Source organism: Thioalkalivibrio sp. ALJ1, from assembly GCF_000745395.1.
GTDB lineage: Bacteria > Pseudomonadota > Gammaproteobacteria > Ectothiorhodospirales > Ectothiorhodospiraceae > Thioalkalivibrio.
The window spans coordinates 591,499-613,007 of the sequence record NZ_KN050684.1 but is presented as its reverse complement, the minus strand read 5'-3'; the positions used below and the strand labels follow the sequence as shown (position 1 = coordinate 613,007).

Sequence of the window (21,509 nt, the reverse complement as noted above, 5' to 3'; positions counted from 1 at the left end):
GTACTGGTACTACCTCGTTCGGCCGACTCGTCCGGGTCTGCCGCGCTGGCGCCCTGCGCCGCTGCCCGCCATCAGCCGAATCCAACACTACTTTAGAGCAGGAGATCAGCATGCCGACCCGTAGAGAGCTTGCCAACGCCGTCCGCGCCTTGTCGATGGACGCGGTCCAGAAGGCCAATTCCGGTCACCCGGGTGCGCCGATGGGGATGGCGGACATCGCCGAGGTGCTGTGGAACGACTATATGCAGCACAACCCGGCGAATCCGAGCTGGCCGGATCGCGACCGCTTCGTGATGTCCAACGGCCACGGTTCCATGCTGGTCTACTCGCTGCTGCACCTGACCGGCTACGACCTGCCGATGGACGAGATCAAGCAGTTCCGCCAGCTGCACTCGCAGACCCCGGGTCACCCCGAGTATGGCTACACCGCCGGCGTCGAGACCACCACGGGTCCGCTGGGCCAGGGCATCTCCAACGCGATCGGCATGGCCCTGGCCGAGAAGATGATGGCGGCCCACTTCAATCAGCCGGGTCACGACATCGTTGACCACAATACCTACGCCTTCCTCGGCGACGGCTGCATGATGGAAGGGATCTCCCACGAGACCTGCGCCCTGGCCGGCACCCTGGGCCTGGGCAAGCTGGTCGCCTTCTGGGATGACAACGGCATCTCCATCGATGGCGAGGTTGAAGGCTGGTTTACCGACGACACCCCGGGCCGTTTCGAGGCGTATGGCTGGCACGTCGTGCGCGGCGTGGACGGACACGACGCGGATGCGGTGAAGGCCGCCATCGAAGAGGCGCGCAAGCACAGTGACAAGCCGAGCCTGATCTGCTGCCGCACCGTGATCGGCTTTGGTTCGCCGAACAAGTCTGGCAAGGAAGAGTGCCACGGTGCCGCCCTGGGCGATGACGAGATCGCGCTGACCCGCAAGGAACTGGGTTGGGAGCACGCCCCGTTCGAGATTCCCGGCGACATCTACGACGGCTGGAGCGCCAAGGACAAGGGCGCCAAGGCCGAGGCCGAGTGGAAGGAGCGTTTTGCCGCGTACAAGGCTGCGCATCCGGAACTGGCCGCCGAGTTCGAGCGCCGCATTGCGGGCGATCTGCCTGCCGACTGGAGCGAGAAGGCCAACGCCTACATCAAGCAGACCGTCGAGAAGGCCGAGCAGGTCGCTTCGCGCAAGGCCTCGCAGAACGCGATCGCTGGCATGGCCCCGGCCGTCCCGGAACTGCTGGGCGGCTCCGCCGACCTGGCCGGTTCCAACCTGACCATGTATTCCGGCTCCAAGGGCGTCAGCAAGGACGACGCCGCGGGCAACTACGTGTACTACGGCGTGCGTGAATTCGGCATGGCCGCGATCATGAACGGCATTGCCCTGCACGGCGGGTTCATCCCCTACGGCGGCACCTTCCTGATCTTCTCCGACTACGCCCGTAACGGCATCCGCATGTCCGCGCTGATGAAGCAGCGGATCATGTACGTGTTGACCCATGACTCCATCGGTCTGGGCGAAGACGGTCCGACCCACCAGCCGATCGAGCAGACCCCGAGCCTGCGTCTGATCCCGAACCTGAACGTCTGGCGTCCCTGCGATGCGGTGGAGACCGCGGTTGCCTGGAAGGCCGGTATCGAGCGGACCGACGGCCCGTCGGCCTTCATCCTGTCGCGTCAGGGTCTGCCGCATATGGAGCGCGATGGAGAGCAGCTTGCCAACATCGCCCGTGGCGGCTATGTGCTGAAGGACTGCGACGGCACCCCGGACCTGATCTTCATCGCGACCGGTTCCGAGATCGAACTGGCCGTGCAGGCCGCCGACGAGCTGGCCGGCGAAGGCAAGAAGGTGCGCGTGGTGTCCATGCCCTGTGTCGAGCTGTTCGAGCAGCAAGACCCGGCCTACCGCGAGGCCGTACTGCCGAACGCCGTGCGCGCCCGTGTCGCCATCGAGGCCGGCGCAACCGCCACCTGGCACAAGTTCACCGGCCTCGACGGCGCGGTGTTTGGCCTGGATCGCTTCGGCGAGTCCGCCCCGGGTGGCGCCCTGTTCGACTACTTCGGCTTCAAGCCGGGGAATGTCGCCCAGGTTGCGCGTGACGTGATGAAGGGCTGAGCCCGAATTGATTCTGCATAAGCAATAGAGAGGAGACTTCCATGTCTATCAAGGTTGGTATCAACGGCTTCGGTCGCATCGGTCGCATGGCCTTCCGCGCCATCGCCAAGGACTTCCCGAACCTCCAGGTGGTCGGCATCAACGACCTGCTGGATCCGGAATACCTGGCCTACATGCTGCGTTACGACTCCGTGCATGGCCGCTTCGAAGGCGACATCAGCGTCGACGGCGATCACCTGGTGGTGAACGGCAACCGTATCCGCCTGACCGCCGAGAAGGACCCGGCCGCGCTGAAGTGGGGCGACATCAACGCCGACATCGTGATCGAGTCCACCGGCCTGTTCCTGACCGCCGAGACCGCCCAGAAGCACCTGGACGCTGGCGCCAAGAAGGTCGTGATGTCCGCGCCGTCCAAGGACGACACCCCGATGTTCGTGTATGGCGTGAACCACGGCGACTACGCGGGCCAGAACATGGTCTCCGCCGCCTCCTGCACCACCAACGCCCTGGCCCCGGTGGCCAAGGTGCTGAACGACACCTGGGGCATCAAGCGTGGCCTGATGACCACCGTGCACGCCGCCACCGCGACCCAGAAGACGGTTGACGGCCCGTCCATGAAGGACTGGCGCGGCGGCCGCGGCATCCTGGAGAACATCATCCCGTCCTCCACCGGTGCGGCCAAGGCTGTGGGCAAGGTGCTGCCGGAACTGAACGGCAAGCTGACCGGCATGGCCTTCCGGGTGCCGACCTCCGACGTCTCCGTGGTCGACCTGACCGTAGAGCTGAACGGCGACGCCAAGTACGACGACGTCTGCGCGGCCATGAAGAAGGCCTCCGAAGGCGAGCTCAAGGGCGTGCTGGGTTACACCGACGAGCTGGTGGTCTCCACGGACTTCCGTGGCTACACCGCCCCGTCCGTGTTCGACGCCGGCGCTGGCATCCAGCTGGACCCGACCTTCGTGAAGGTCGTCGCCTGGTACGACAACGAGTACGGCTACACCTGCAACATGCTGCGCATGGTGGAGCACGTCGCCAAGTAATGGCGGATGGCCGGGCCCCCGCCGGGGTCCGGCCGTTTCTCTTCCCGGGTCCAGAGGCCTGGGGCCAGTCCCTTCGGGGGCTAGCCCGAAGCCTTTTTCCTTTTCTTTCTTTTCAACCGTATTTCGAGAGGTACTCCCATGTCTGTCATCAAGATGACCGATCTCGACCTGCAGGGCCGCCGTGTGTTGGTGCGCCAGGATCTCAACGTCCCGGTGAAGGGCGGCAAGGTCACCTCCGACGCGCGTATCCGCGCGAGCCTCGAGACTGTGCAGAAGGCCCTGGAAGGCGGCGCCAGCGTGATGCTGATGTCTCACCTGGGCCGGCCGACCGAGGGCGAATTCTCCGAAGAAGACTCCCTGGCCCCGGTTGCCGAGCACATGGGCAGTCTGCTCGGGCGCGAAGTGCGCCTGGTGCGGGATTACCTCGACGGAGTGGACGCGAAGCCGGGTGAAGTCATCCTGCTCGAGAACGTGCGCTTCAACGCGGGCGAGAAAAAGGACGACGAGGCGCTGGCGAAGAAGTACGCCGCGCTGTGCGACGTGTTCGTGATGGACGCCTTCGGTACCGCCCACCGCGCCCAGGCCTCGACCCACGGTGTGGCGAAATTCGCCCCGCAGGCCTGCGCCGGTCCGCTGCTGGCCAAGGAGCTAGAGGCCCTTGGTCAGGCGCTGGAGACCCCGAAGCGCCCGCTGGTGGCGATCGTCGGTGGTTCCAAGGTCTCGACCAAGCTGACCGTGCTGGAGTCGCTGTCCAACGTCGTCGATCAGCTGATCGTGGGTGGTGGCATCGCCAATACCTTCATCGCGGCCCAGGGCCACGGAGTGGGCAAGTCCCTGTATGAGGCGGACCTGGTCGACGAATCCAAGCGCCTGATGGAGGCCGCCCGTTCCAAGGGCGGCGAGATCCCGGTCCCGACCGACGTGACCGTAGGCAAGGAGTTCTCCGAGTCCACCCCGGCCGAGACCAAGGCCGTGAACGCCGTTGCCGACGACGACATGATCTTCGATGTCGGCCCCGAGACCGCGGCGACCTACGCCGAGGCCCTGCGCAACGCCGGCACCATCGTCTGGAATGGCCCTGTGGGCGTGTTCGAGTTCGACCAGTTCGCCGGCGGCACCAAGGCACTTGGTGAGGCGATCGCCGAGAGCAACGCCTTCTCCATTGCTGGTGGTGGTGACACCCTGGCCGCCATCGACAAGTACAACCTGGCCGATCGCATCAGCTACATCTCCACCGGTGGCGGTGCCTTCCTGGAGTTCCTGGAAGGCAAGACCCTGCCGGCCGTCGCCATCCTGGAAGAGCGCGCCAAGGGCTGAGGCCCGGGCGCGTCCACCGCTGACGGAGATCGACGCGGATGAGACGCACCAAGATCGTGGCCACCCTCGGGCCGGCCACGGATACCGACGAGGCCATGGAGGCCATCATCCGCGCGGGCGTGGATGTGGTCCGGCTGAACTTTTCACATGGTGACCCGGATGACCATCGCCAGCGCCTGGCGCGCCTGCGTGCGGCGTCCGAGCGCGCCGGCCGCTGTGTTGGCGTGCTCGGCGACCTGCAGGGGCCGAAGATCCGGATCGACCGCTTCCAGCAGGGCAAGGTATACTTGGAAGAAGGTGCGCCTTTTGCGCTGGACGCCGATCTCGACCGCAACGCCGGAGACGAGACCCAGGTCGGCCTGACCTACAAGGAGCTGCCGGCCGACGTGCAACCGGAGGACATCCTGCTGCTGGATGACGGCCGCATCGTGCTCAAGGTTACGGCGGTCAACGGTGGTCGGATCGAGACCACGGTGGAAGTCGGCGGCGAGCTGTCCAATAACAAGGGCATCAACCGCCAGGGCGGCGGCCTCTCGGCCCCCGCGATCACCGACAAGGACCGCGACGATATCCGTCTCGCGGCCGAGTTGGAGGTGGACTATCTGGCCGTATCCTTCCCACGGTCTGCCCAGGATCTGCACCTTGCGCGCAGCCTGCTGAAGGATGCTGGCTGGGAAGCCGGCATCTGCGCCAAGATCGAGCGTTCCGAGGCCCTCGAGGTGATCGACGAGATCATCGCCGCCTCCGAGGTGATCATGATTGCCCGCGGCGATCTCGGCGTGGAGATTGGTGACGCCGAGCTTCCGGGCGTGCAGAAGACCCTCATTACCCGTGCACGCACCCTCAATCGTCTGGTCATTACCGCGACCCAGATGATGGAGACCATGATCCAGAACCCGATCCCGACCCGAGCCGAGGTCTTCGATGTCGCGAACGCGGTCCTGGACGGAACCGACGCGGTGATGCTCTCCGGTGAGACCGCGACCGGTCGCTACCCGGCACGCGTCGTGACCAGCATGGACCGGATCTGCGAGGCCGCGGAGCGGCAGCGCGCCGCGCGGCAGTCCGACCACCGCATGGATTCGACCTTCGGTCGCGTGGACGAGGCCATCGCGATGGCCACCATGTATACCGCCAACCATCTGGACGTGGCCGCGATTGCCGCGCTGACCGAATCCGGCTCCACGGCATTGTGGATGTCGCGTATCAGCTCCGGTATCCCGATCTACGCGCTCACCCAGCACGAGTCGACCAGTCGCCGCATGACGCTCTACCGAGGCGTCTATCCGGTGACCCTGGACCCGATCCCCGAGAGCCATGAAAGCGTGAACCGTGAGGCGGTGAACTTGCTCAAGGCCGAGGGCGTCGTGCAGGATGGCGGGCTGGTTATCATTACCAAGGGCGACCTGCAGGGCGAACATGGCGGGACCAACGCCATGAAGATCGTGCGCGTCGGCGAACTGGCCTGACCCGCGCACCACCGGCGGTCGTGTAACCGAGAATCGACTTTTCTACTACCTCAGTCCGAATCCTGTAAGGAGGAATCCATGGCACTGATCTCACTTCGCCAGCTTCTGGACCATGCCGCCGAGCATGGCTATGGCATGCCGGCTTACAACGCCAACAACATGGAGCAGGTCCACTCGATCATGGAAGCGGCCGCTGCGGTCGACTCCCCGGTGATCATTCAGGCCTCCGCCGGTGCCCGCAAGTACGCCGGCGAGCCCTTCCTGCGCCACAACATCATCGCCGCCATTGAGCAGTACCCGGACATCCCGGTCGTGCTGCACCAGGACCACGGCTCCGAGCCGGCGGTCTGCCTGCGCTCCATCCAGTCCGGCTTCAGCTCGGTGATGATGGACGGCTCCCTGATGCCCGACATGAAGACCCCGGCCACCTACGACTACAATCGTGACGTGACCGCCAAGGTCTCCGAGATCGCCCACGCCTGCGGTGTGTCCGTGGAAGGCGAGCTGGGCTGCCTGGGTTCGCTGGAAACCGGCATGGCCGGCGAGGAAGACGGCTCCGGCGCCGAAGGCAAGCTGTCCCACGACCAGCTGCTGACCGACCCGGACGAGGCCGCCGACTTCGTGAAGAACACCAAGTGCGACGCCCTGGCGATCGCCATTGGTACCTCTCACGGCGCCTACAAGTTCACCCGTCCGCCGACCGGTGACATCCTGGCCATCCAGCGCATCAAGGAGATCCACAACCGCATCCCGGATACCCATCTGGTCATGCACGGCTCCTCCTCCGTTCCGCAGGAGTGGCTGGAAATCATCAACAAGTACGGTGGCGACATGGGCGAGACCTATGGCGTGCCGGTTGAAGAGATCCAGGAAGGCATCAAGCACGGCGTGCGCAAGGTCAACATCGACACCGACCTGCGTATGGCCTCCACCGGTGCGGTGCGCAAGTTCCTGGCGGAGAACCCGAAGGAATTCGACCCGCGCAAATTCCTGAAGGCCTCCACCGCGGCCATGAAGGACATCTGCCAGGCCCGTTACGAGGCCTTCGGTTGCGCCGGCATGGCGTCCAAGATCAAGCCGATCTCCCTGGACGACATGGTCAAGCGTTACCTGTCTGGCGAGCTGGATCCCAAGGTCAACTGATCTTGCGGAATGCAGCACATGAAAGGGGGCTTCGGCCCCCTTTTTTTGTGCCATGATGAACGCATTAGCAAGCCTTGATGGAGGCCTTCGTGATGCATCGACTGATCCGTTATTGCCTGACCGCCGTGATGCTGGCGGCCGTGGCCAGTACCGCTCATGCCAACCCGTTCAGCCGCGAGATCGACCCGCAGGACATCATCGATCGCGCCCAGGCGACGGTGGAGAACATGGCGACCCATCCCGAATACGAATCGCTCCAGGAGGAGCTACGCGATGCCCGGGGCGTGGTGATCTTCCCGCGGGTGGCGCGGGGTGCATTCCTCGTGGGGGGCTCCGGTGGGATCGGGGTCTTTCTCGCCTGGGATGACGAGCGCGGTGATTATTCACCGGTCGCGTTCTATTCGCTGGGTTCAGTCAGCTTCGGCATGCAGTTCGGGGGCGATGCGGCCGAGGTGGTGATGGTGGCGCGCACCCAGGATGCGGTGGACTCCATGTTCGGGTCCGCCATTCGTCTGGGTGGGGATGCCTCGGTGGCTGCGGGTCCGGTAGGCGCGGGCCGTAGCGCCACCCCGACCGCCGATTTCCTGTCCTACTCGCGTTCCCGTGGTGCTTATCTGGGAATGAGCTTCTCCGGTTCGCGGATGACCGTGCGCGACGACTTCAACGAGGCCTATTACGGCGAATCCCAGCGTCCGGTGCATATCATCGAGTCGCGCCGTGTCGACCGCGAGGGTACCCGTGCGCTGCGCGAGACCCTGGCCGCCTTCCGTACCGATTCCGGGGCGGAATCCGAAGAGGCCCGCGATCAGGGCCGCGAGCAGGCCCCGGTGGAGCCGATTCGACCGGACAACTTCGAGGTGGAGAGCTTCTGAACCAGCGCCGCCCGCGTGATGCCTTCCGGTGACTCGACGATCGCGGCGTGCGTGCGCGCGCGCAGGGCGGCTCGGTTGTCGAGGCGCGGATCGGCATCCGCCCGGCGGCGGTTGAGCACGATGCCGGCCAGCACCAGCCCGCGCCGCTCCAGGGCCTCCAGGGTGAGCAGGCAGGTGTTGAGTGCCCCCAACCGGTCCTCCGCGACCAGCAACACGGGCAACCCCAGCGCGCTGGCGAGATCCGCGTTCAACCCGTCCGCGCACAGTGGCGAGTAGAAGCCTCCCGCGCCCTCGACCAGCCGGGGGCCTTCCGCGTCAGTCCCGCAGGCGGTGACGAGCTGTGCGACGGTCAGACGCACCCCCTGGTTCGCTGCGGCCTGGTCTGGCGCGATGGCGTCGGGGAAGCGCCAGGGCGTGACCTGTTCGATGTCGGCATCCGGAAGCCCTGCGGCGCGGGTCAGATTCAGCCCGTCTTCGGGGGTCAGGCCGTTGGCGCCCGCTGGGCAGCCGGACTCCACGGGCTTTCTTGGCTGCGGTTTCAGGCCTCGCTCGTGCCAAAGCTGTAGCAGGGCACAGCTGACGAAGGTCTTGCCGACCCCAGTGTCCGTGCCGGTGACGAACAGGCCCTGCGGTGGGGCGGCCATGTCTTCCCGAGTCATGCGTCGCCGGTCAGGCGCTCCAGGGCCTCGCGGTAGCGCGCCGCGGTCTGTTCCACCACCTCCGCGGGCAGCTCGGGGCCGGGCGCCTGCTTGTCCCAGTCCAGCGTCTCCAGATAGTCTCGAACGTACTGTTTGTCGAAGGATTCGGGACTGGTACCGGGCGCATAGCGGTCGGCGGGCCAGAAGCGCGAGGAATCCGGGGTCAGTACCTCGTCGATCAGGTGCAAGGCCCCTGCGGCGTCGACGCCAAACTCGAACTTGGTGTCGGCGATGATGATGCCGCGTTCGGCCGCGTAGTCGCGAGCCATCGCGTAGATCGCCAGGGCGGCATCGCGGACCTGCCGGGCGCGTATCTCGCCGATGGTTGCGATCACCGCGTCGAAGTCGATGTTGGCGTCGTGGTCGCCGACCTCGGCCTTGGTGCTGGGAGTGAAGATCGCCTCCGGCAGCTTCGAGGCGAGCCCCAGCCCCAGCGGCAGCGGGATGCCGCAGACCGCGCCGCTGGACTGGTAGTCCTTCCAGCCGGAGCCGATCAGGTAGCCGCGCACCACGGCCTCCACCGGCAGGGCCTCCAGGCGGCGGATGACGAGGCTGCGGCCTTCCAGAGGGGCACGAATGGCCGGGTCGGGTATGACCTGTTCCAGCGGGATGTCGGTGAGCTGATTGGGGATGTCCAGCTCGCGTTCCACCTTGTGCATCCAGAACTGGGTAATCTCGGTCAGCACCCGGCCCTTGTCCGGCACCGGTGTGGGCAGGATCACGTCGAAGGCCGACAGGCGGTCGGTGGTGACCATCAGCCAGTGATCGGCATCCACCGCGTACAAATCGCGCACCTTCCCGCGATGGACGAGTTCGAGGTCGGGAATATGGCTTTCGAGCAGGGTGTCAGTCATGCCGCGATTCTACCGGCCGCGGCCCCTGCACACCACGCGTTGCTGCACACCGGGCGCTCGAAAGCGTTCACAGGAAGATTTGAAGATCGGAAGAAATCCGATTGGAACACTGGGCTGGACCCATCAGGCTGTCACGACCCAGCCCGCTTTGACCATCAAATCCTTCCCAGCTTCCCGTCTTCCTGTGAATGAACTTTCTGCCTACTCGCTGGTTGCGGTTGGTGGTATGGCTTGTCGGGTGGGGCCGGGGTCGCTATCGTTCGGGCCATGACTGAGATGGCAGGCAATTCGGCGGCGCCCTGGGTGGGCGTGGTGATGGGGAGCACTTCTGACTGGGCGACCATGGAGCGCGCGGTGGATGTGCTGGAGGAACTCGGGGTCCCGTTCGAGGCCCGGGTGGTTTCGGCCCATCGCACGCCAGATCTCCTGTTCGAGTATGCCGAGCAGGCGCGCGGGCGTGGCCTGCAGGCGATCATCGCCGGGGCCGGCGGGGCCGCGCACCTGCCAGGAATGCTGGCCTCCAAGACCCCGGTTCCGGTGCTCGGCGTGCCCGTCGCTTCGCGTCACCTTAAAGGGCAGGACTCTTTGCTTTCCATCGTGCAGATGCCGCGCGGCATTCCGGTGGCGACCTTTGCGATCGGCGAGGCCGGAGCGGCCAATGCTGCGCTGTTCGCGGCGGCGATGCTGGCCAACCACGATACCGGCCTGCGCGCGCGTCTGGATGCCTTTCGCCAGTCCCAGAGCCAGGCCGTGCTGGGGCAGACCCTGCCGCCGGACCCGTCATGATCCAGCCCCCCGCGACCCTCGGGCTGCTCGGTGGCGGGCAGCTCGGCCGCTATTTCGTGCAGGCGGCGCTGGAGATGGGGTATGCCGTATGGGTCCTGGACCCCGATCCGGCCAGCCCGGCCGGTCGTCTGGCGACGCGGCATCTGTGTCAGCCCTTCGACGACCCCGCGGCGCTAGAGGCCCTGGCCGGGCAATGCGCGGTGATTACCACCGAATTCGAGAATATCCCACGCGCCGCCATCGAGTGGCTGGATGCCCATGCCTGCCTGCGTCCGGGCCCGCGCGCCCTGACCATTGCCCAGGATCGCCTGGAGGAGAAGGCCTTTCTCGGCGAGATCGGCGTGCCCCTGGCCCCGTGGCAGGCCCTGTGGGAGAAGGGTGCCTCGACTGGGCACCCGGCCGACGAGGGTCCGGCGTTCCCGGCGGTCTTGAAGACCGCGCGGCTCGGTTATGACGGGAAGGGCCAGGTGCGCCTCGCGCATGCCGATGAGCTGGTACAGGCCCATGCCGAGTTGGGCGGAGTGGATTGTGTGCTGGAGCAGCAGGTCGACCTGGAGCGCGAGGTCTCGGTCCTGGTGGCTCGTTCCCCGGACGGTCATGTCGAGGCCTTTCCGGTAGCGGAGAACAGCCATCGTGACGGCATCCTCCATCTGACCCGGGTGCCCGCCCGTCTGGACGAGCCCACGCGCGAGCGTGCTACGGCCATTGCCCAGCGGATTGCGGAATGCCTGGAGTACCAAGGGGTTCTGGCGGTGGAGTTCTTCCTGACGGTCAACGGCGAGCTGCTGGTCAATGAGATTGCCCCTCGGCCGCATAATTCCGGACACTACAGCCTGGATGCCTGCACCGTCAGCCAGTTCCACCAGCAGGTCCGCGCAATCTGCGGGCTGGGGCTGGCCCCGGCGATGCTGACCACCCCGGTGGCGATGGTGAACCTCCTGGGCGATCTGTGGCCGGCGTCGACCGCGCCCGACTGGCAGGGGGTGCTGGAGGCTGGGCGTGCCCGGCTGCATCTGTATGGCAAGACCAAGGCGCGGCCCGGCCGCAAGATGGGGCATGTGAATGTGCTGGGCCTGCCGGGCGAGGACGATGCCATCGCCGCGGCCTCCACCGCCGAGAGCCTGTGGCAGGGACTGTCCGATGCCGCGGGCGGCCCGGCGGCGCGGGGTGATGCATGACCGAGGCCTTCCCCAACGCCCAGGCGCGGCGCGCCCGGCAGACGGAGCTGAAGCGCGATCTGGAGTTCGAGGACACCCTGGCCGGGGAACGCCTGCGTTTTCGCACCACCTGGGGACTCTTCTCGCCCCGGCGGATCGACGATGGCACACGGATGTTGTTGGAGCGCATCCAGGTGAACCCGGCGGATGCCTGTCTCGACCTTGGCTGTGGCTACGGGCCGATCGGCCTGACGTTGGCGCGCAAGGCTCCTCAGGGCCACTGCACCCTGGTGGATACGAATTTCCTGGCGGTGGAATACAGCCGTCGCAATGCCGAGCTGAACAGCATCCACAATGTCGATTGCGTGACCAGCAACGGTTTCTCGCAGATTCGTGACCGGCGCTTTGACCTGGTGACCTCCAATCTGCCGGCCAAAGTCGGGCGGGAGATGCTGCAGACCTATCTGTTGGACGCCCACGAGCAGATGAACCCGGGTGGCCGCATCTATGTCGTAACCATTACCGGATTGCGGCGTTTTATCGAGAAGGGGTTCAAGGACGTGTTCGGCAATTACGACAAGGTCAAGCAGGGCCGCGAATACACCGTTGCGGCCGCGGTGCGCGAGCCCGACTGAACATGATCGACGGGGCGGGCGAACTGCCGGTCGCGCTCCGGGTGCTGTCCGCCCTGCTGCTCGGTTTGGGGCTGGTCGTGATGCTACGGCGCATGCCCTGGGAGAGCTTTTTCGTGCCCGGCCGCATACAGCTCTTCGTGATTGCCACGCTGTGCCTGCTGCTGATCTGGAGTATGCGCGCCCAGACCCTGGATGGGCTGGCCCTGCACTTTCTCGGCATGACCACTGTAACCCTGATGTTCGGCTGGCAGTTGGCGATCCTAATGGTCTTCCTGGTGGTCGCGATCCTGGGGCTGTTCGGGGTGATTCCATTGGCTGCCTTCCCGCTGACTGTTCTGTTGGCGGGCATCCTGCCGGTCGCGGTCACCTGGGGGTTGTTGCGCCTGTCCGAGGCGCGCCTACCGGCGCACATGTTTATTTATCTCTATGCCGTTGGCTTCCTCGGTGGGGCGCTGTCCGTCGTTGCGACGGTACTCGCCTCGGCCGCAACTTACGGGCTGTTCACCGATCTGGCCTGGGCTGACATCGTTCGCGACTACCTGCGCTACCTGGCCCTGCTGGTGCTGCCGGAGGCGGTGGTCAACGGGATCGTGATCACCGGGTTGGTGATGGTCCGCCCCGAGTGGCTGGCGACCTGGTCGGACGAGCGCTACATCCATGGGCGCTGATGCCGCGAATGGCGTGGTGCCGCGCTCTGCAGGGATGCCCCTGCTTGATTCTGCGTTAATACGGCATTCAGGAAAGCCCTGCTATCGTTCGCTTCAAGACAGGGCGATGACCCTGTCCAGGATCGTGAACGAGGAGACCACAACAATGAAAACCAAGCTATTCGTGCTGGCCGGCATTGCCGGGAGTGTCCTGATGCTGTCCACTGCGGCCCAGGCTGCCGATATTCAGGCCGGTCAGACGAAGTACCAGAACACCTGTGCCAGCTGCCACGGCGCCCAGGGCAAGGGGCAGGCGATCTTCCCGGCGCTGGCCGGCAAAGATGCGGATTACCTGATCGATAAGATGGAGCGTTATCGCGCCGGCGAGGAAGTGGGCGATCACACGGCCCTGATGCGTCCGCAGGCCCAGGGTCTGAGCGACGAGGACATCGCTAACCTGTCTCATTACATCGCGTCCGAGTTTAACTGATCGGTTCGCTCTGCGAACGACCAGTGGAGGCTGCCAGCGGGCCGGGGTTTCCCCGGCCCGTTTGCGTTGGGGGGTGCTTTCCGAACCCTGGGCTTTTGCCTGGCATGGCGGCATCCGGTAAAGTTCCGCGGTTCATAGGGAGACATTGAACCCTGTCTCCCTGGCGCATGACCGGTGGTCGGTCCTGCTTCACCCGTGATCTCTGCGAGGCTTTCCATGGCACAACCCGATTTCATCGCCCCGTCCATCCTGTCCGCCGACTTTGCCCGTCTGGGCGAAGAAGTCGACAACGTCCTGGCCGCCGGTGCCGACACCGTGCACTTCGACGTGATGGATAACCACTACGTGCCCAATCTGACCATCGGCCCGCTGGTCTGCGATGCCCTGCGCAAGCACGGCGTGACCGCGCCGATCGACGTGCATCTGATGGTCAAGCCGGTAGATCGCATCATCCCGGACTTTGCCCAGGCCGGTGCCAGCTACATCACCTTCCACCCGGAGGCGTCGGACCACATCGACCGTACCCTGCAGCTGATCCACGCCGATGGCTGCAAGGCCGGGCTGGTATTCAATCCGGCGACCCCGCTGTCCTATCTCGAGTACGTGATGGACAAGGTCGACATGATCCTGCTGATGTCGGTGAACCCGGGCTTCGGTGGCCAGAAGTTCATCCCGAACACCCTCGACAAGTTGCGCGCGGCGCGCAAGATGATCGACGCCTCCGGGCGTGACATCCGCCTCGAGATCGACGGCGGCGTGAAGGCCGACAACATCCGCGAGATCAAGGCCGCCGGGGCCGATACCTTCGTCGCCGGGTCCGCCATCTTTGGTGCGGGTAGTGACACCGATCCGAACCGCTACGACAGCATCATCCAGCAGATGCGCGACGAGCTGGCCAAGGCCTGATTCGACCGCCACCGGAGACCGGGATGTCCCTGAATCGCCCCCGCATGATTCTGATCGATTTGGACGGCACGCTGATCGACAGCGTGCCGGACCTGGCCTACAGCGTGGATGCGATGATGCGCGAGCTGGGCCTGCCCGAGCGCGGCGAGCCGGCCGTGCGCAATTGGGTCGGCAATGGCGTGGAACGGCTGGTCAAGCGGGCCCTGATCAACGACCTCGACGGTGAACCGGACGCGGAGTGGTTCGAGCGCGCACTACCGGTGTTCATGCGCATCTATCAGGAGAACACGGCCGGGCGTTCGCCGCTTTATCCAGGCGTGCGCGAGGGGCTGGATCAGCTCAAGGCCGCAGGCTACCGCCTGGGTTGCGTGACCAATAAGGCCGAGCGTTTCACCGTGCCGCTGCTGCGCGAGAAGGGCATCCTCGACGACTTCGAGATTGTGGTCGCCGGTGACGCCCTGCCGCAGAAAAAGCCGGACCCGGCGCCGCTGCTGCATGCCGCCGAAAAGTTCGGGGTGGACCCTTCCGAGGCGCTGATGGTCGGGGATTCCAAGAGCGACGTGAAGGCGGCCCGGGCGGCCGGCTTTCAGATCGTCTGCATGACCTACGGTTATAACCACGGCAATGACATTCGCGAAGAGAACCCGGATGCGGTCCTCGACCGGCTGGATGAACTGCCCAGTCTGCTGCCTGCGCGGGCGGCCTGAATGATGGCAACGGGCCGGACAATGGGGCGATGGCGAGACGGCGAATGAGCCGCCGTGCCATCCATCCCCATTGTCAGGAACCGTTGTGATGACCCCCGAACAGTTCGATCAATTGGCCCGCGAGGGCTATAACCGCATCCCACTGGTGCGTGAGGTCCTGGCGGATCTCGAGACCCCGCTGTCCATCTTCCTCAAGCTGGCCAACCGGCCGTACTCCTACCTGTTCGAATCCGTGCAGGGCGGGGAGCGCTGGGGCCGGTACTCCTTCATTGGTCTGCCGGCGCGCACGCGGGTGCGCGTGCATGGCCACGAGATCACGGTGGAGACCGACGGCACGGTGGTGGAGCAGACCACCGAGACCGATCCGTTGGCCTGGATCGAGGCCTATCAGGCGCGCTTCAGGGCCGCCGAACTGCCTGGGTTACCGCGGTTTACCGGTGGTCTGGTCGGCTACTTCGGTTTCGAGACCGTACGTCTGATCGAACCGCGCCTGGAGGGCCCGGAGAAGCCGGACGCGCTGGGTCTGCCCGATATCCTGTTGATGGTCTCGGAAGAGGTGGTGGTGTACGACAACCTCTCCGGGCGGCTGTATCTGGTAGTGCATGCGGATACGACGCAGGCCGATGGCCAGGCCGTGGCCGCTGCGCGTCTGGATGACCTGGAGACCCGCCTGGGCGAGACGCTCGCGCCGCCGGAGGACCCGCCGCATCCGCACGCGGTGCCAGAGTACGTGGCTGGCTGGTCGGCCGAGGGCTTCCAGGCGGCGGTCGCGCGGGCGCAGGAATACATCATGGACGGGGACGTGATGCAGGTGGTGCTGGCCCAGCGCATGAGTGTGCCGTTCTCCGCTCCGCCGTTGAACCTCTACCGTGCCCTGCGGGCGTTGAATCCATCGCCGTACATGTACTTCCTGGATCTGGATGACCATCACGTGGTCGGGGCCTCACCGGAGATCCTGGTGCGCCTGGAGGATGACCGCGTGACCGTGCGGCCCATTGCCGGGACCCGCCCGCGTGGCCGCACCGAGGAGGAGGATCGCGCGCTTGAGGCCGAATTGCTGGCCGATCCGAAAGAACGTGCGGAACACCTGATGCTGATCGATCTCGGTCGTAACGACGTGGGCCGGGTCTGCGAGATCGGCTCGGTGGATGTGACCGACACCATGAGCATCGAGCGCTACTCGCATGTGATGCACATCGTCTCCAACGTGGAGGGCCGGCTAGCCCCGGGTCATTCGCCGATGGACGTACTGCGCGCGACCTTCCCGGCCGGGACGGTCTCCGGCGCCCCGAAAATCCGGGCCCTGGAGATCATCGACGAGCTGGAACCGGTCAAGCGCGGCCCGTATTCCGGTGCGGTGGGGTATCTCTCCTGGTCCGGCAACATGGATACCGCGATCGCGATCCGCACGGCCGTGCTGCACGACGGCGAGCTGCACATCCAGGCCGGGGCCGGCGTGGTCCACGACTCGGTGCCGGAGAACGAGTGGCAGGAGACCCTGAACAAGGGCCGTGCGGTCGTGCGGGCGGCCGAGACCGCGTTGGGCGGGCTCGGGCCTCGCCGCCACCGCGAATAGGGCGCGGGCAAGCCTATGGGTACCCGGGAGAACGTAGGCATGACTCCGTGGTTTCCCGTCCGCTGTGCGGGCCGTTGGCGTCTCTTGCTGCTGGTGCTCGGGCTATGGCTATTGCCAGGGCTGGTGGCGGCCCAGGTTGTGGTGCTGGTGCCGGGAGGCTGGGATCGTGGCGATAGTTTCCGGCATGCCGACTTCACCGCGGCCCTGAATGCCGCCGGCTACGCCGATGGCGGTCGGATTCGGGTGGTGCCCGAGGCGCCCTGGTTCGACCGTGCTGTGGACCCGGCGCCGCGCCAGTTCTACACCGTTGACTTGCCCAGTAGTGCCGCTCTGCCGGAGCAGAGTCGCGCGTTGGGACAGATGGTCGAACGCCTGGTGCGCCGACATCCGGACCGGGAGCTGATCCTGGTCGGGCATTCCACCGGTGGCGTGGTGGCCCGCGACTGGCTGGTGCGGCGCCCGCACCCGGCGGTCTCCACACTGGTGACCTTTTCCGCGCCGCATGCGGGTGCCGGCTGGTCGGCGCTGGCACGCTCGGTGGCGGATGCCCTGGCCGATTCGGCGCTCGGGCTTTACGCCCCATTTGCCGGCCTGCAAGGCTTGCATCGCCGCGATGGGCTTTGGGGGCCGGATCGTGCCTCCCCGGATGCCGCCTATCTCGAGTGGCTGAACACACGAGAGCACCCTCCGATCCGCTATGTGTCGGTGGTCCGGCTCGCGGACCCGTGGGTAGACGCCGCCAGTCAGGACATGAATCGCCTGCCGGCCCTGCGCGGACGAGCGCACACCTTGCCGAGCCCAGGTGGGCACCGGCTAGAGGCGGCTGACGGCACCTTGCTGGCGGCGCTGTTGCTGCCGCGATGAGGACGCGCGGTTTCGGCAGCGTGAACGCGGTTACGCCGCGACCGGCCCGGGCCCGGGTTATGCTGGTGTCCAGACGCGGAGTCCGCGATAGTTTTTCCGTTTGTTTCTGTCCCCAGGGGCGCCAGCCATGATCCTGATGCTCGACAACTACGATTCGTTCACCTTCAATCTGGTCCAATATCTGGGCGAGCTGGGCGCGGACGTGGTGGTGCACCGCAACGACCAGATCACCCCGGACCAGATCGCGGAGCTCGACCCCGCGGGCATCGTGATCTCTCCCGGCCCTTGCACACCGAACGAGGCGGGAGTGTCACTGGAGGTGATCCGGCGCTTTGCCGGTGCGATCCCGATCCTGGGGGTCTGCCTGGGGCATCAGGCGATCGGCCAGGTGTTTGGTGGCCGCGTGGTGCGTGCCCGCGAGATCATGCATGGCAAGACCTCGCCGGTGCATCACACCGGGGTGGGGGTGTTTGCCGGGCTCGAGAACCCGCTGGAGGCCACGCGCTACCACTCGCTGGTGGTCGAGTCCTCCTCGCTGCCCGACTGCCTGGAGGTGACTGCCTGGACTCAACGTGAGGATGGTTCTCGGGACGAGATCATGGGTCTGCGCCATCGCGAGCTGGAGGTGGAGGGCGTGCAGTTCCATCCAGAGTCCATCCTGACCCGCCAGGGTCACGAACTCCTCGATAACTTCCTGCGTCGCCTGCCCCAGCCGGTGTGAACCTAGGGAAACACAGATCAATGTGCACGCTCGCGTTGGTACCCCAGGTTTCCCGAGACAAGGCGCGTCGTGCGGCGGGTAGTGGTTCTACCCGCAAGCGACGCAACGCCGGATCGGGGAACCTGAGGTACCAACCCCACAATCTAGTAAACGAAGGGCTCGGCCGCCCGTTGTTATCAAAAACGGGCGTGGGAACGGCGTTGCGGTTCCCTTGTGCAGAATGACTGCACGGCAGTCACCGCGCCTTGTTCGCACGCAAAAGCGACTCGAGCGCGAGCGTGCACATTGATCAGTGTTTCCCTAGGGGCGCTCCAGACCCAGCTACGCAACGCACTTCGTCTACGCGGTCCGCGTGCTGCTCTGAGGCGCGGAGGGGAGGCGTGAAGGGTTCCGCCGCCGAACGCCGCACGCGATTGCATTTCGCCCTGCTAGTCGCGCCGCTGTCCATGCTGGCGCCGTTTTCCCTGGATACCTATCTGCCCTCGTTTCCGGCGATGGCCGAGGCCCTGGCCGTGGATGGTGTGGCCATGCAGGCAACGTTGTCGGCCTATCTGGTGGCGTTCGCGATCGCCACACTGGTCGCGGGTCCGCTGTCGGATGCCTATGGCCGGCGCCCGGTGGTGCTGTGGGCGTTGCTCGCCTATGTGCTGACCTCGGCACTGCTGGTGGTGGCCGTGGAGTACTGGCAGGTTCTGACGTTGCGCGTGGGGCAGGGGCTGGCGGCGGCGGCCGGTGTCGTCGTCGGGCGGGCACTCATCCGTGATCGCTTCGACCCTTCCGATGCCCGGCGGGTGTTTTCCCTCGTCACCATGATGTTCGCGATCGGTCCGGCGGTGGCCCCGATCCTGGGTGGCTGGCTGCAGGCGGCCTATGGCTGGCGCTCGGTGTTTGCCTTCCTGATGCTCTACGGGGTCTTTCTTTTGCTGGCCGTGCGTGCCTGGCTGCCGGAAACCCTGCCACCGGTCGGGCGTGTCTCCAGTCACCCGCGTCTGGTGATCCAGCGCTACCTCGGCACGCTGGATAACGCCGCGTTTCTGATCCCGGTGGGGGTGCACGCGGCCCTGTTTGGGGCGATGTTCCTGTTCGTTGCGGCGTCTCCAAGCATCATCTACGTGCACCTGGGCGGTGGTGAACGTGACTTTTGGTGGCTGTTCGGGCCTCTCGTCGTCGGTCTGGTCGTGGGAGGCTTTGTGGCCGGTCGCGTCGTCGGGGTAGTCAGCCCGCCACGGGCGGTGGTCATCGGGCTTGGCCTGTCGGGACTGTCGCTCGTGCTGGTCGGGTTGGCCGTGCTGGCCGAGGGCCCGATCGTGGCGATCACGTTGCCTTTTGCCCTGTATAGCTTTGCCCTGGCCCTGGCGATGCCCTCGTTGACCTTGATGGCGCTGGATTGCTACCCCGCCGCCCGCGGGATGGCGGCCGCGATGCAGTCTTTTATCCAGCTCGGCTTCAGCGCCTTGCTCGCGCTGTTTCTGGTGGACTGGCTGGACGATGCCATGGGGCATCTGGTGCTCGCGGCCCTGTGCATCTGGGTCCTGGCGCTGGTCGGGTGGTGGGTTGCCGCCGCCAGCGGTCGTGTCGGCCCGAAACGGGCGTTACACTAGCGCTCCCGACCCCCGGCAGGAGTAGCCCTGTGACCGTGCAGCAAGCGATAGCGGCCCTGATTGAGCGCCACGACTTGGACGAGGCGGCCATGACCGCCGTGATGCAGGCGGTGATGACCGGTGAAGCCACTGACGCCCAGATCGGCGCACTCCTGGTCGCGCTGCGCATGAAGGGCGAGACCATCGACGAGATCCGCGCCGCCGCCGGCGTGATGCGCTCGCTGGCGACTCGGGTCGAAGTTTCGCGTGACGGACTGGTGGATACCTGCGGTACCGGCGGTGATGCCTCCGGTACGTTCAATATCTCCACGGCCTCGGCGCTGGTCGCGGCTGCGGGAGGGGTGCGTGTTGCCAAACATGGGAATCGCTCGGTGTCGTCGAAGTCCGGCAGCGCCGATGTGCTGGAGTCTCTCGGGATCTCCCTGGCCCTGTCGCCCGCTGCCGTGGGGACCTGCATCGACGAGGTCGGTGTGGGCTTCTTGTTCGCTCCCGCTCACCATGGCGCGATGAAGCATGCGATTGGGCCGCGCAAGGAACTCGGCGTGCGCACCCTGTTCAATGTGTTGGGTCCTTTGACCAATCCGGCCGGGGCCCCGAACCAGGTGCTGGGCGTATTCTCCGATGCCTGGGTGCGGCCACTGGCTGAGGCCCTGAAGGGGCTCGGTAGCGAGCATGTGCTGGTGGTGCATGCCGAGGATGGCCTCGACGAGATCAGCATTGCGTCGCCGACCCGGGTGGCGGAGCTGAAGAATGGCGAAATCCACGAGTACACCATCCGCCCGGAAGACTTCGGGCTGGTGGCTCGGGCGCTGGATGCGGTTCGGGTCGACAGCGTGGAGGCCTCGGCCAGCATGCTGCGCGGCGTACTGGATGGGCAGACGGGAGCCGCCCGCGACATCGTTCTGCTGAATGCCGGGGCGGCGATCTATGCCGGTGGCGGGGCGGATACGCTGGCGGCAGGCGTCGAGGCCGCCGCCAGAGCGATCGATTCCGGCGCGGCGCGCGAACGGCTGGAGCGCCTGCAGGCGACCAGCGCACGATTGGCAAACAAGGAAGCCGTATGAATGAAGGCACCGCAGTCCCCGACATCCTGAAGCGGATTCTGGAACGCAAGCGTGAAGAACTGAAAGAGCGTGAGGCGTACTGGCCGTTGCGCGAGCTGCGTGGCTGGATGGGGTCGGCACCGGAGCCTCGCGGGTTCCGTGCGGCCCTGAAGAACGACGTTGACGCGGGTCGCGCGGCGGTGATCGCGGAGATCAAGAAGGCCAGCCCGAGCCAGGGGCAGATCAGCCCGAATTTCAACCCCGAGGCCTTCGCTCGAAGCTACGAGCAGCACGGGGCGACCTGCCTCTCGGTGCTGACCGATGTGGATTTTTTCAAGGGGCGTGACGGCGATCTGCGGGATGCGCGTGTGGCCTGCCAGTTGCCGATCCTGCGCAAGGACTTCGTGATCGACCTGTACCAGGTCTACGAGGCGCGAGTGCTGGGGGCGGATTGCGTGCTTTTGATCGCGGCCGCCCTGGATGACACCGCGCTGCACGAGCTGTATTTCCTGGCCCATGAGCTCGGTATGGATGCGCTGGTGGAGGTCCACGATGCCGAGGAGCTGGAGCGGGCGAAACGGATCAATGCCGACCTGATCGGCATCAACAACCGCGACCTGCACAGTTTCGAGACACGTCTTGAGACGACGTTGGAGTTGAAGGATCAGGTGCCGGAGGAGGCCTTGCTGGTGACCGAGAGCGGCATCCACACCCGTGACGATGTCGCGCGCATGCAGTCCGCCGGGGTGAATGCCTTTCTGGTCGGTGAGGCCTTTATGCGCACCGAGGACCCGGGCGTGGCCCTCGGTCAGCTGTTCCGCGGCGAATCGTAGCGTCTAGTACCCAAGGACGCTGACAGGCCGGGCCGAAAG

21 protein-coding genes are annotated in these 21,509 nt (G+C 65.8%); 19 read left to right on the top strand and 2 right to left on the bottom strand.

Features of this window, described 5'->3' with window-relative positions; genetic code table 11:
- The first annotated feature begins 110 nt into the window (after window positions 1-110).
- The 6 genes from tkt (at window position 111) to F462_RS05170 (ending at window position 7,952) form a co-directional block, all read left to right on the top strand.
- Window positions 111-2,111 (top strand): transketolase, encoded by a 2,001-nt coding sequence (tkt, locus tag F462_RS05195; RefSeq protein WP_038052136.1) that lies wholly within the window; start codon window positions 111-113, stop codon window positions 2,109-2,111.
- 41 nt (window positions 2,112-2,152) lie between these two features.
- Window positions 2,153-3,151: a type I glyceraldehyde-3-phosphate dehydrogenase gene (gap, locus tag F462_RS05190; RefSeq protein WP_012983751.1), complete on the top strand. Its 999-nt coding sequence runs from the start codon at window positions 2,153-2,155 to the stop codon at window positions 3,149-3,151.
- Window positions 3,152-3,289: 138 nt separating this feature from the next.
- Window positions 3,290-4,468 carry a phosphoglycerate kinase gene (locus F462_RS05185; RefSeq protein WP_038052134.1) on the top strand — a complete coding sequence of 393 codons (1,179 nt, stop codon included), beginning with the start codon at window positions 3,290-3,292 and terminating at the stop codon, window positions 4,466-4,468.
- A gap of 38 nt (window positions 4,469-4,506) precedes the next feature.
- A complete protein-coding gene (gene pyk, locus F462_RS05180) occupies window positions 4,507-5,937 on the top strand; it encodes a pyruvate kinase (RefSeq protein WP_038052131.1) in 1,431 nt (476 codons plus the stop codon).
- A 78-nt stretch (window positions 5,938-6,015) separates the two neighbouring features.
- Window positions 6,016-7,080: a class II fructose-bisphosphate aldolase gene (gene fba, locus F462_RS05175; protein ID WP_018142229.1), complete on the top strand. Its 1,065-nt coding sequence runs from the start codon at window positions 6,016-6,018 to the stop codon at window positions 7,078-7,080.
- Between the two features lie 92 nt (window positions 7,081-7,172).
- Entirely contained in the window at window positions 7,173-7,952 is a 780-nt protein-coding gene (locus F462_RS05170) for a lipid-binding SYLF domain-containing protein (protein ID WP_038054825.1), read from the top strand.
- Here the strand turns inward: F462_RS05170 and bioD are convergent.
- Together bioD and F462_RS05160 are read right to left on the bottom strand one after the other, a co-directional pair.
- Window positions 7,886-8,596 carry a dethiobiotin synthase gene (gene bioD, locus F462_RS05165; RefSeq protein ID WP_155996190.1) on the bottom strand — a complete coding sequence of 237 codons (711 nt, stop codon included), beginning with the start codon at window positions 8,594-8,596 and terminating at the stop codon, window positions 7,886-7,888. The genes F462_RS05170 and bioD overlap by 67 nt on opposite strands.
- Window positions 8,597-8,607: 11 nt before the next feature.
- Window positions 8,608-9,504, bottom strand: a complete 897-nt coding sequence (locus F462_RS05160) for a phosphoribosylaminoimidazolesuccinocarboxamide synthase (RefSeq protein ID WP_038052129.1) — start codon at window positions 9,502-9,504, stop codon at window positions 8,608-8,610.
- Between the two features lie 276 nt (window positions 9,505-9,780).
- On the opposite strand from F462_RS05160, the gene purE reads away from it, so the two are divergent.
- The 13 genes from purE (at window position 9,781) to trpC (ending at window position 21,470) form a co-directional block, all read left to right on the top strand.
- Window positions 9,781-10,290 carry a 5-(carboxyamino)imidazole ribonucleotide mutase gene (gene purE, locus F462_RS05155; protein WP_018142225.1) on the top strand — a complete coding sequence of 170 codons (510 nt, stop codon included), beginning with the start codon at window positions 9,781-9,783 and terminating at the stop codon, window positions 10,288-10,290.
- The gene (locus F462_RS05150) at window positions 10,287-11,468 is read left to right on the top strand and encodes a 5-(carboxyamino)imidazole ribonucleotide synthase (RefSeq protein WP_038052127.1); all 1,182 of its coding nucleotides are present in this window, start codon (window positions 10,287-10,289) and stop codon (window positions 11,466-11,468) included. Before purE ends, F462_RS05150 begins: the two co-directional genes overlap by 4 nt.
- Window positions 11,465-12,082 (top strand): class I SAM-dependent methyltransferase, encoded by a 618-nt coding sequence (locus F462_RS05145; RefSeq protein WP_038052125.1) that lies wholly within the window; start codon window positions 11,465-11,467, stop codon window positions 12,080-12,082. The genes F462_RS05150 and F462_RS05145 overlap by 4 nt, the downstream gene beginning before the upstream one ends.
- A 2-nt stretch (window positions 12,083-12,084) precedes the next feature.
- On the top strand, window positions 12,085-12,750 hold the full coding sequence (locus F462_RS05140; protein ID WP_038052123.1) for an energy-coupling factor ABC transporter permease: 666 nt from the start codon (window positions 12,085-12,087) through the stop codon (window positions 12,748-12,750).
- 145 nt (window positions 12,751-12,895) lie between these two features.
- Window positions 12,896-13,219: a c-type cytochrome gene (locus F462_RS05135; RefSeq protein ID WP_038052121.1), complete on the top strand. Its 324-nt coding sequence runs from the start codon at window positions 12,896-12,898 to the stop codon at window positions 13,217-13,219.
- A 216-nt stretch (window positions 13,220-13,435) separates the two neighbouring features.
- The gene (rpe, locus tag F462_RS05130; protein ID WP_038052120.1) at window positions 13,436-14,125 is read left to right on the top strand and encodes a ribulose-phosphate 3-epimerase; all 690 of its coding nucleotides are present in this window, start codon (window positions 13,436-13,438) and stop codon (window positions 14,123-14,125) included.
- A gap of 23 nt (window positions 14,126-14,148) precedes the next feature.
- On the top strand, window positions 14,149-14,832 hold the full coding sequence (locus tag F462_RS05125) for a phosphoglycolate phosphatase (RefSeq protein ID WP_038052119.1): 684 nt from the start codon (window positions 14,149-14,151) through the stop codon (window positions 14,830-14,832).
- 88 nt (window positions 14,833-14,920) lie between these two features.
- Window positions 14,921-16,408, top strand: coding sequence for an anthranilate synthase component I (gene trpE / locus F462_RS05120; RefSeq protein ID WP_038052118.1), 1,488 nt, complete (start codon window positions 14,921-14,923; stop codon window positions 16,406-16,408).
- Between the two features lie 39 nt (window positions 16,409-16,447).
- Window positions 16,448-17,272: an esterase/lipase family protein gene (locus F462_RS05115; RefSeq protein WP_038052116.1), complete on the top strand. Its 825-nt coding sequence runs from the start codon at window positions 16,448-16,450 to the stop codon at window positions 17,270-17,272.
- Between the two features lie 127 nt (window positions 17,273-17,399).
- Entirely contained in the window at window positions 17,400-17,993 is a 594-nt protein-coding gene (locus F462_RS05110; RefSeq protein WP_038052115.1) for an anthranilate synthase component II, read from the top strand.
- Between the two features lie 380 nt (window positions 17,994-18,373).
- Window positions 18,374-19,594: a multidrug effflux MFS transporter gene (locus tag F462_RS05105; RefSeq protein ID WP_038052113.1), complete on the top strand. Its 1,221-nt coding sequence runs from the start codon at window positions 18,374-18,376 to the stop codon at window positions 19,592-19,594.
- A gap of 29 nt (window positions 19,595-19,623) precedes the next feature.
- Entirely contained in the window at window positions 19,624-20,658 is a 1,035-nt protein-coding gene (gene trpD, locus F462_RS05100) for an anthranilate phosphoribosyltransferase (protein WP_038052112.1), read from the top strand.
- Complete coding sequence (trpC, locus tag F462_RS05095) at window positions 20,655-21,470, top strand: indole-3-glycerol phosphate synthase TrpC (RefSeq protein ID WP_038052110.1); 816 nt, start codon at window positions 20,655-20,657, stop codon at window positions 21,468-21,470. Before trpD ends, trpC begins: the two co-directional genes overlap by 4 nt.
- Window positions 21,471-21,509 lie beyond the last annotated feature (39 nt).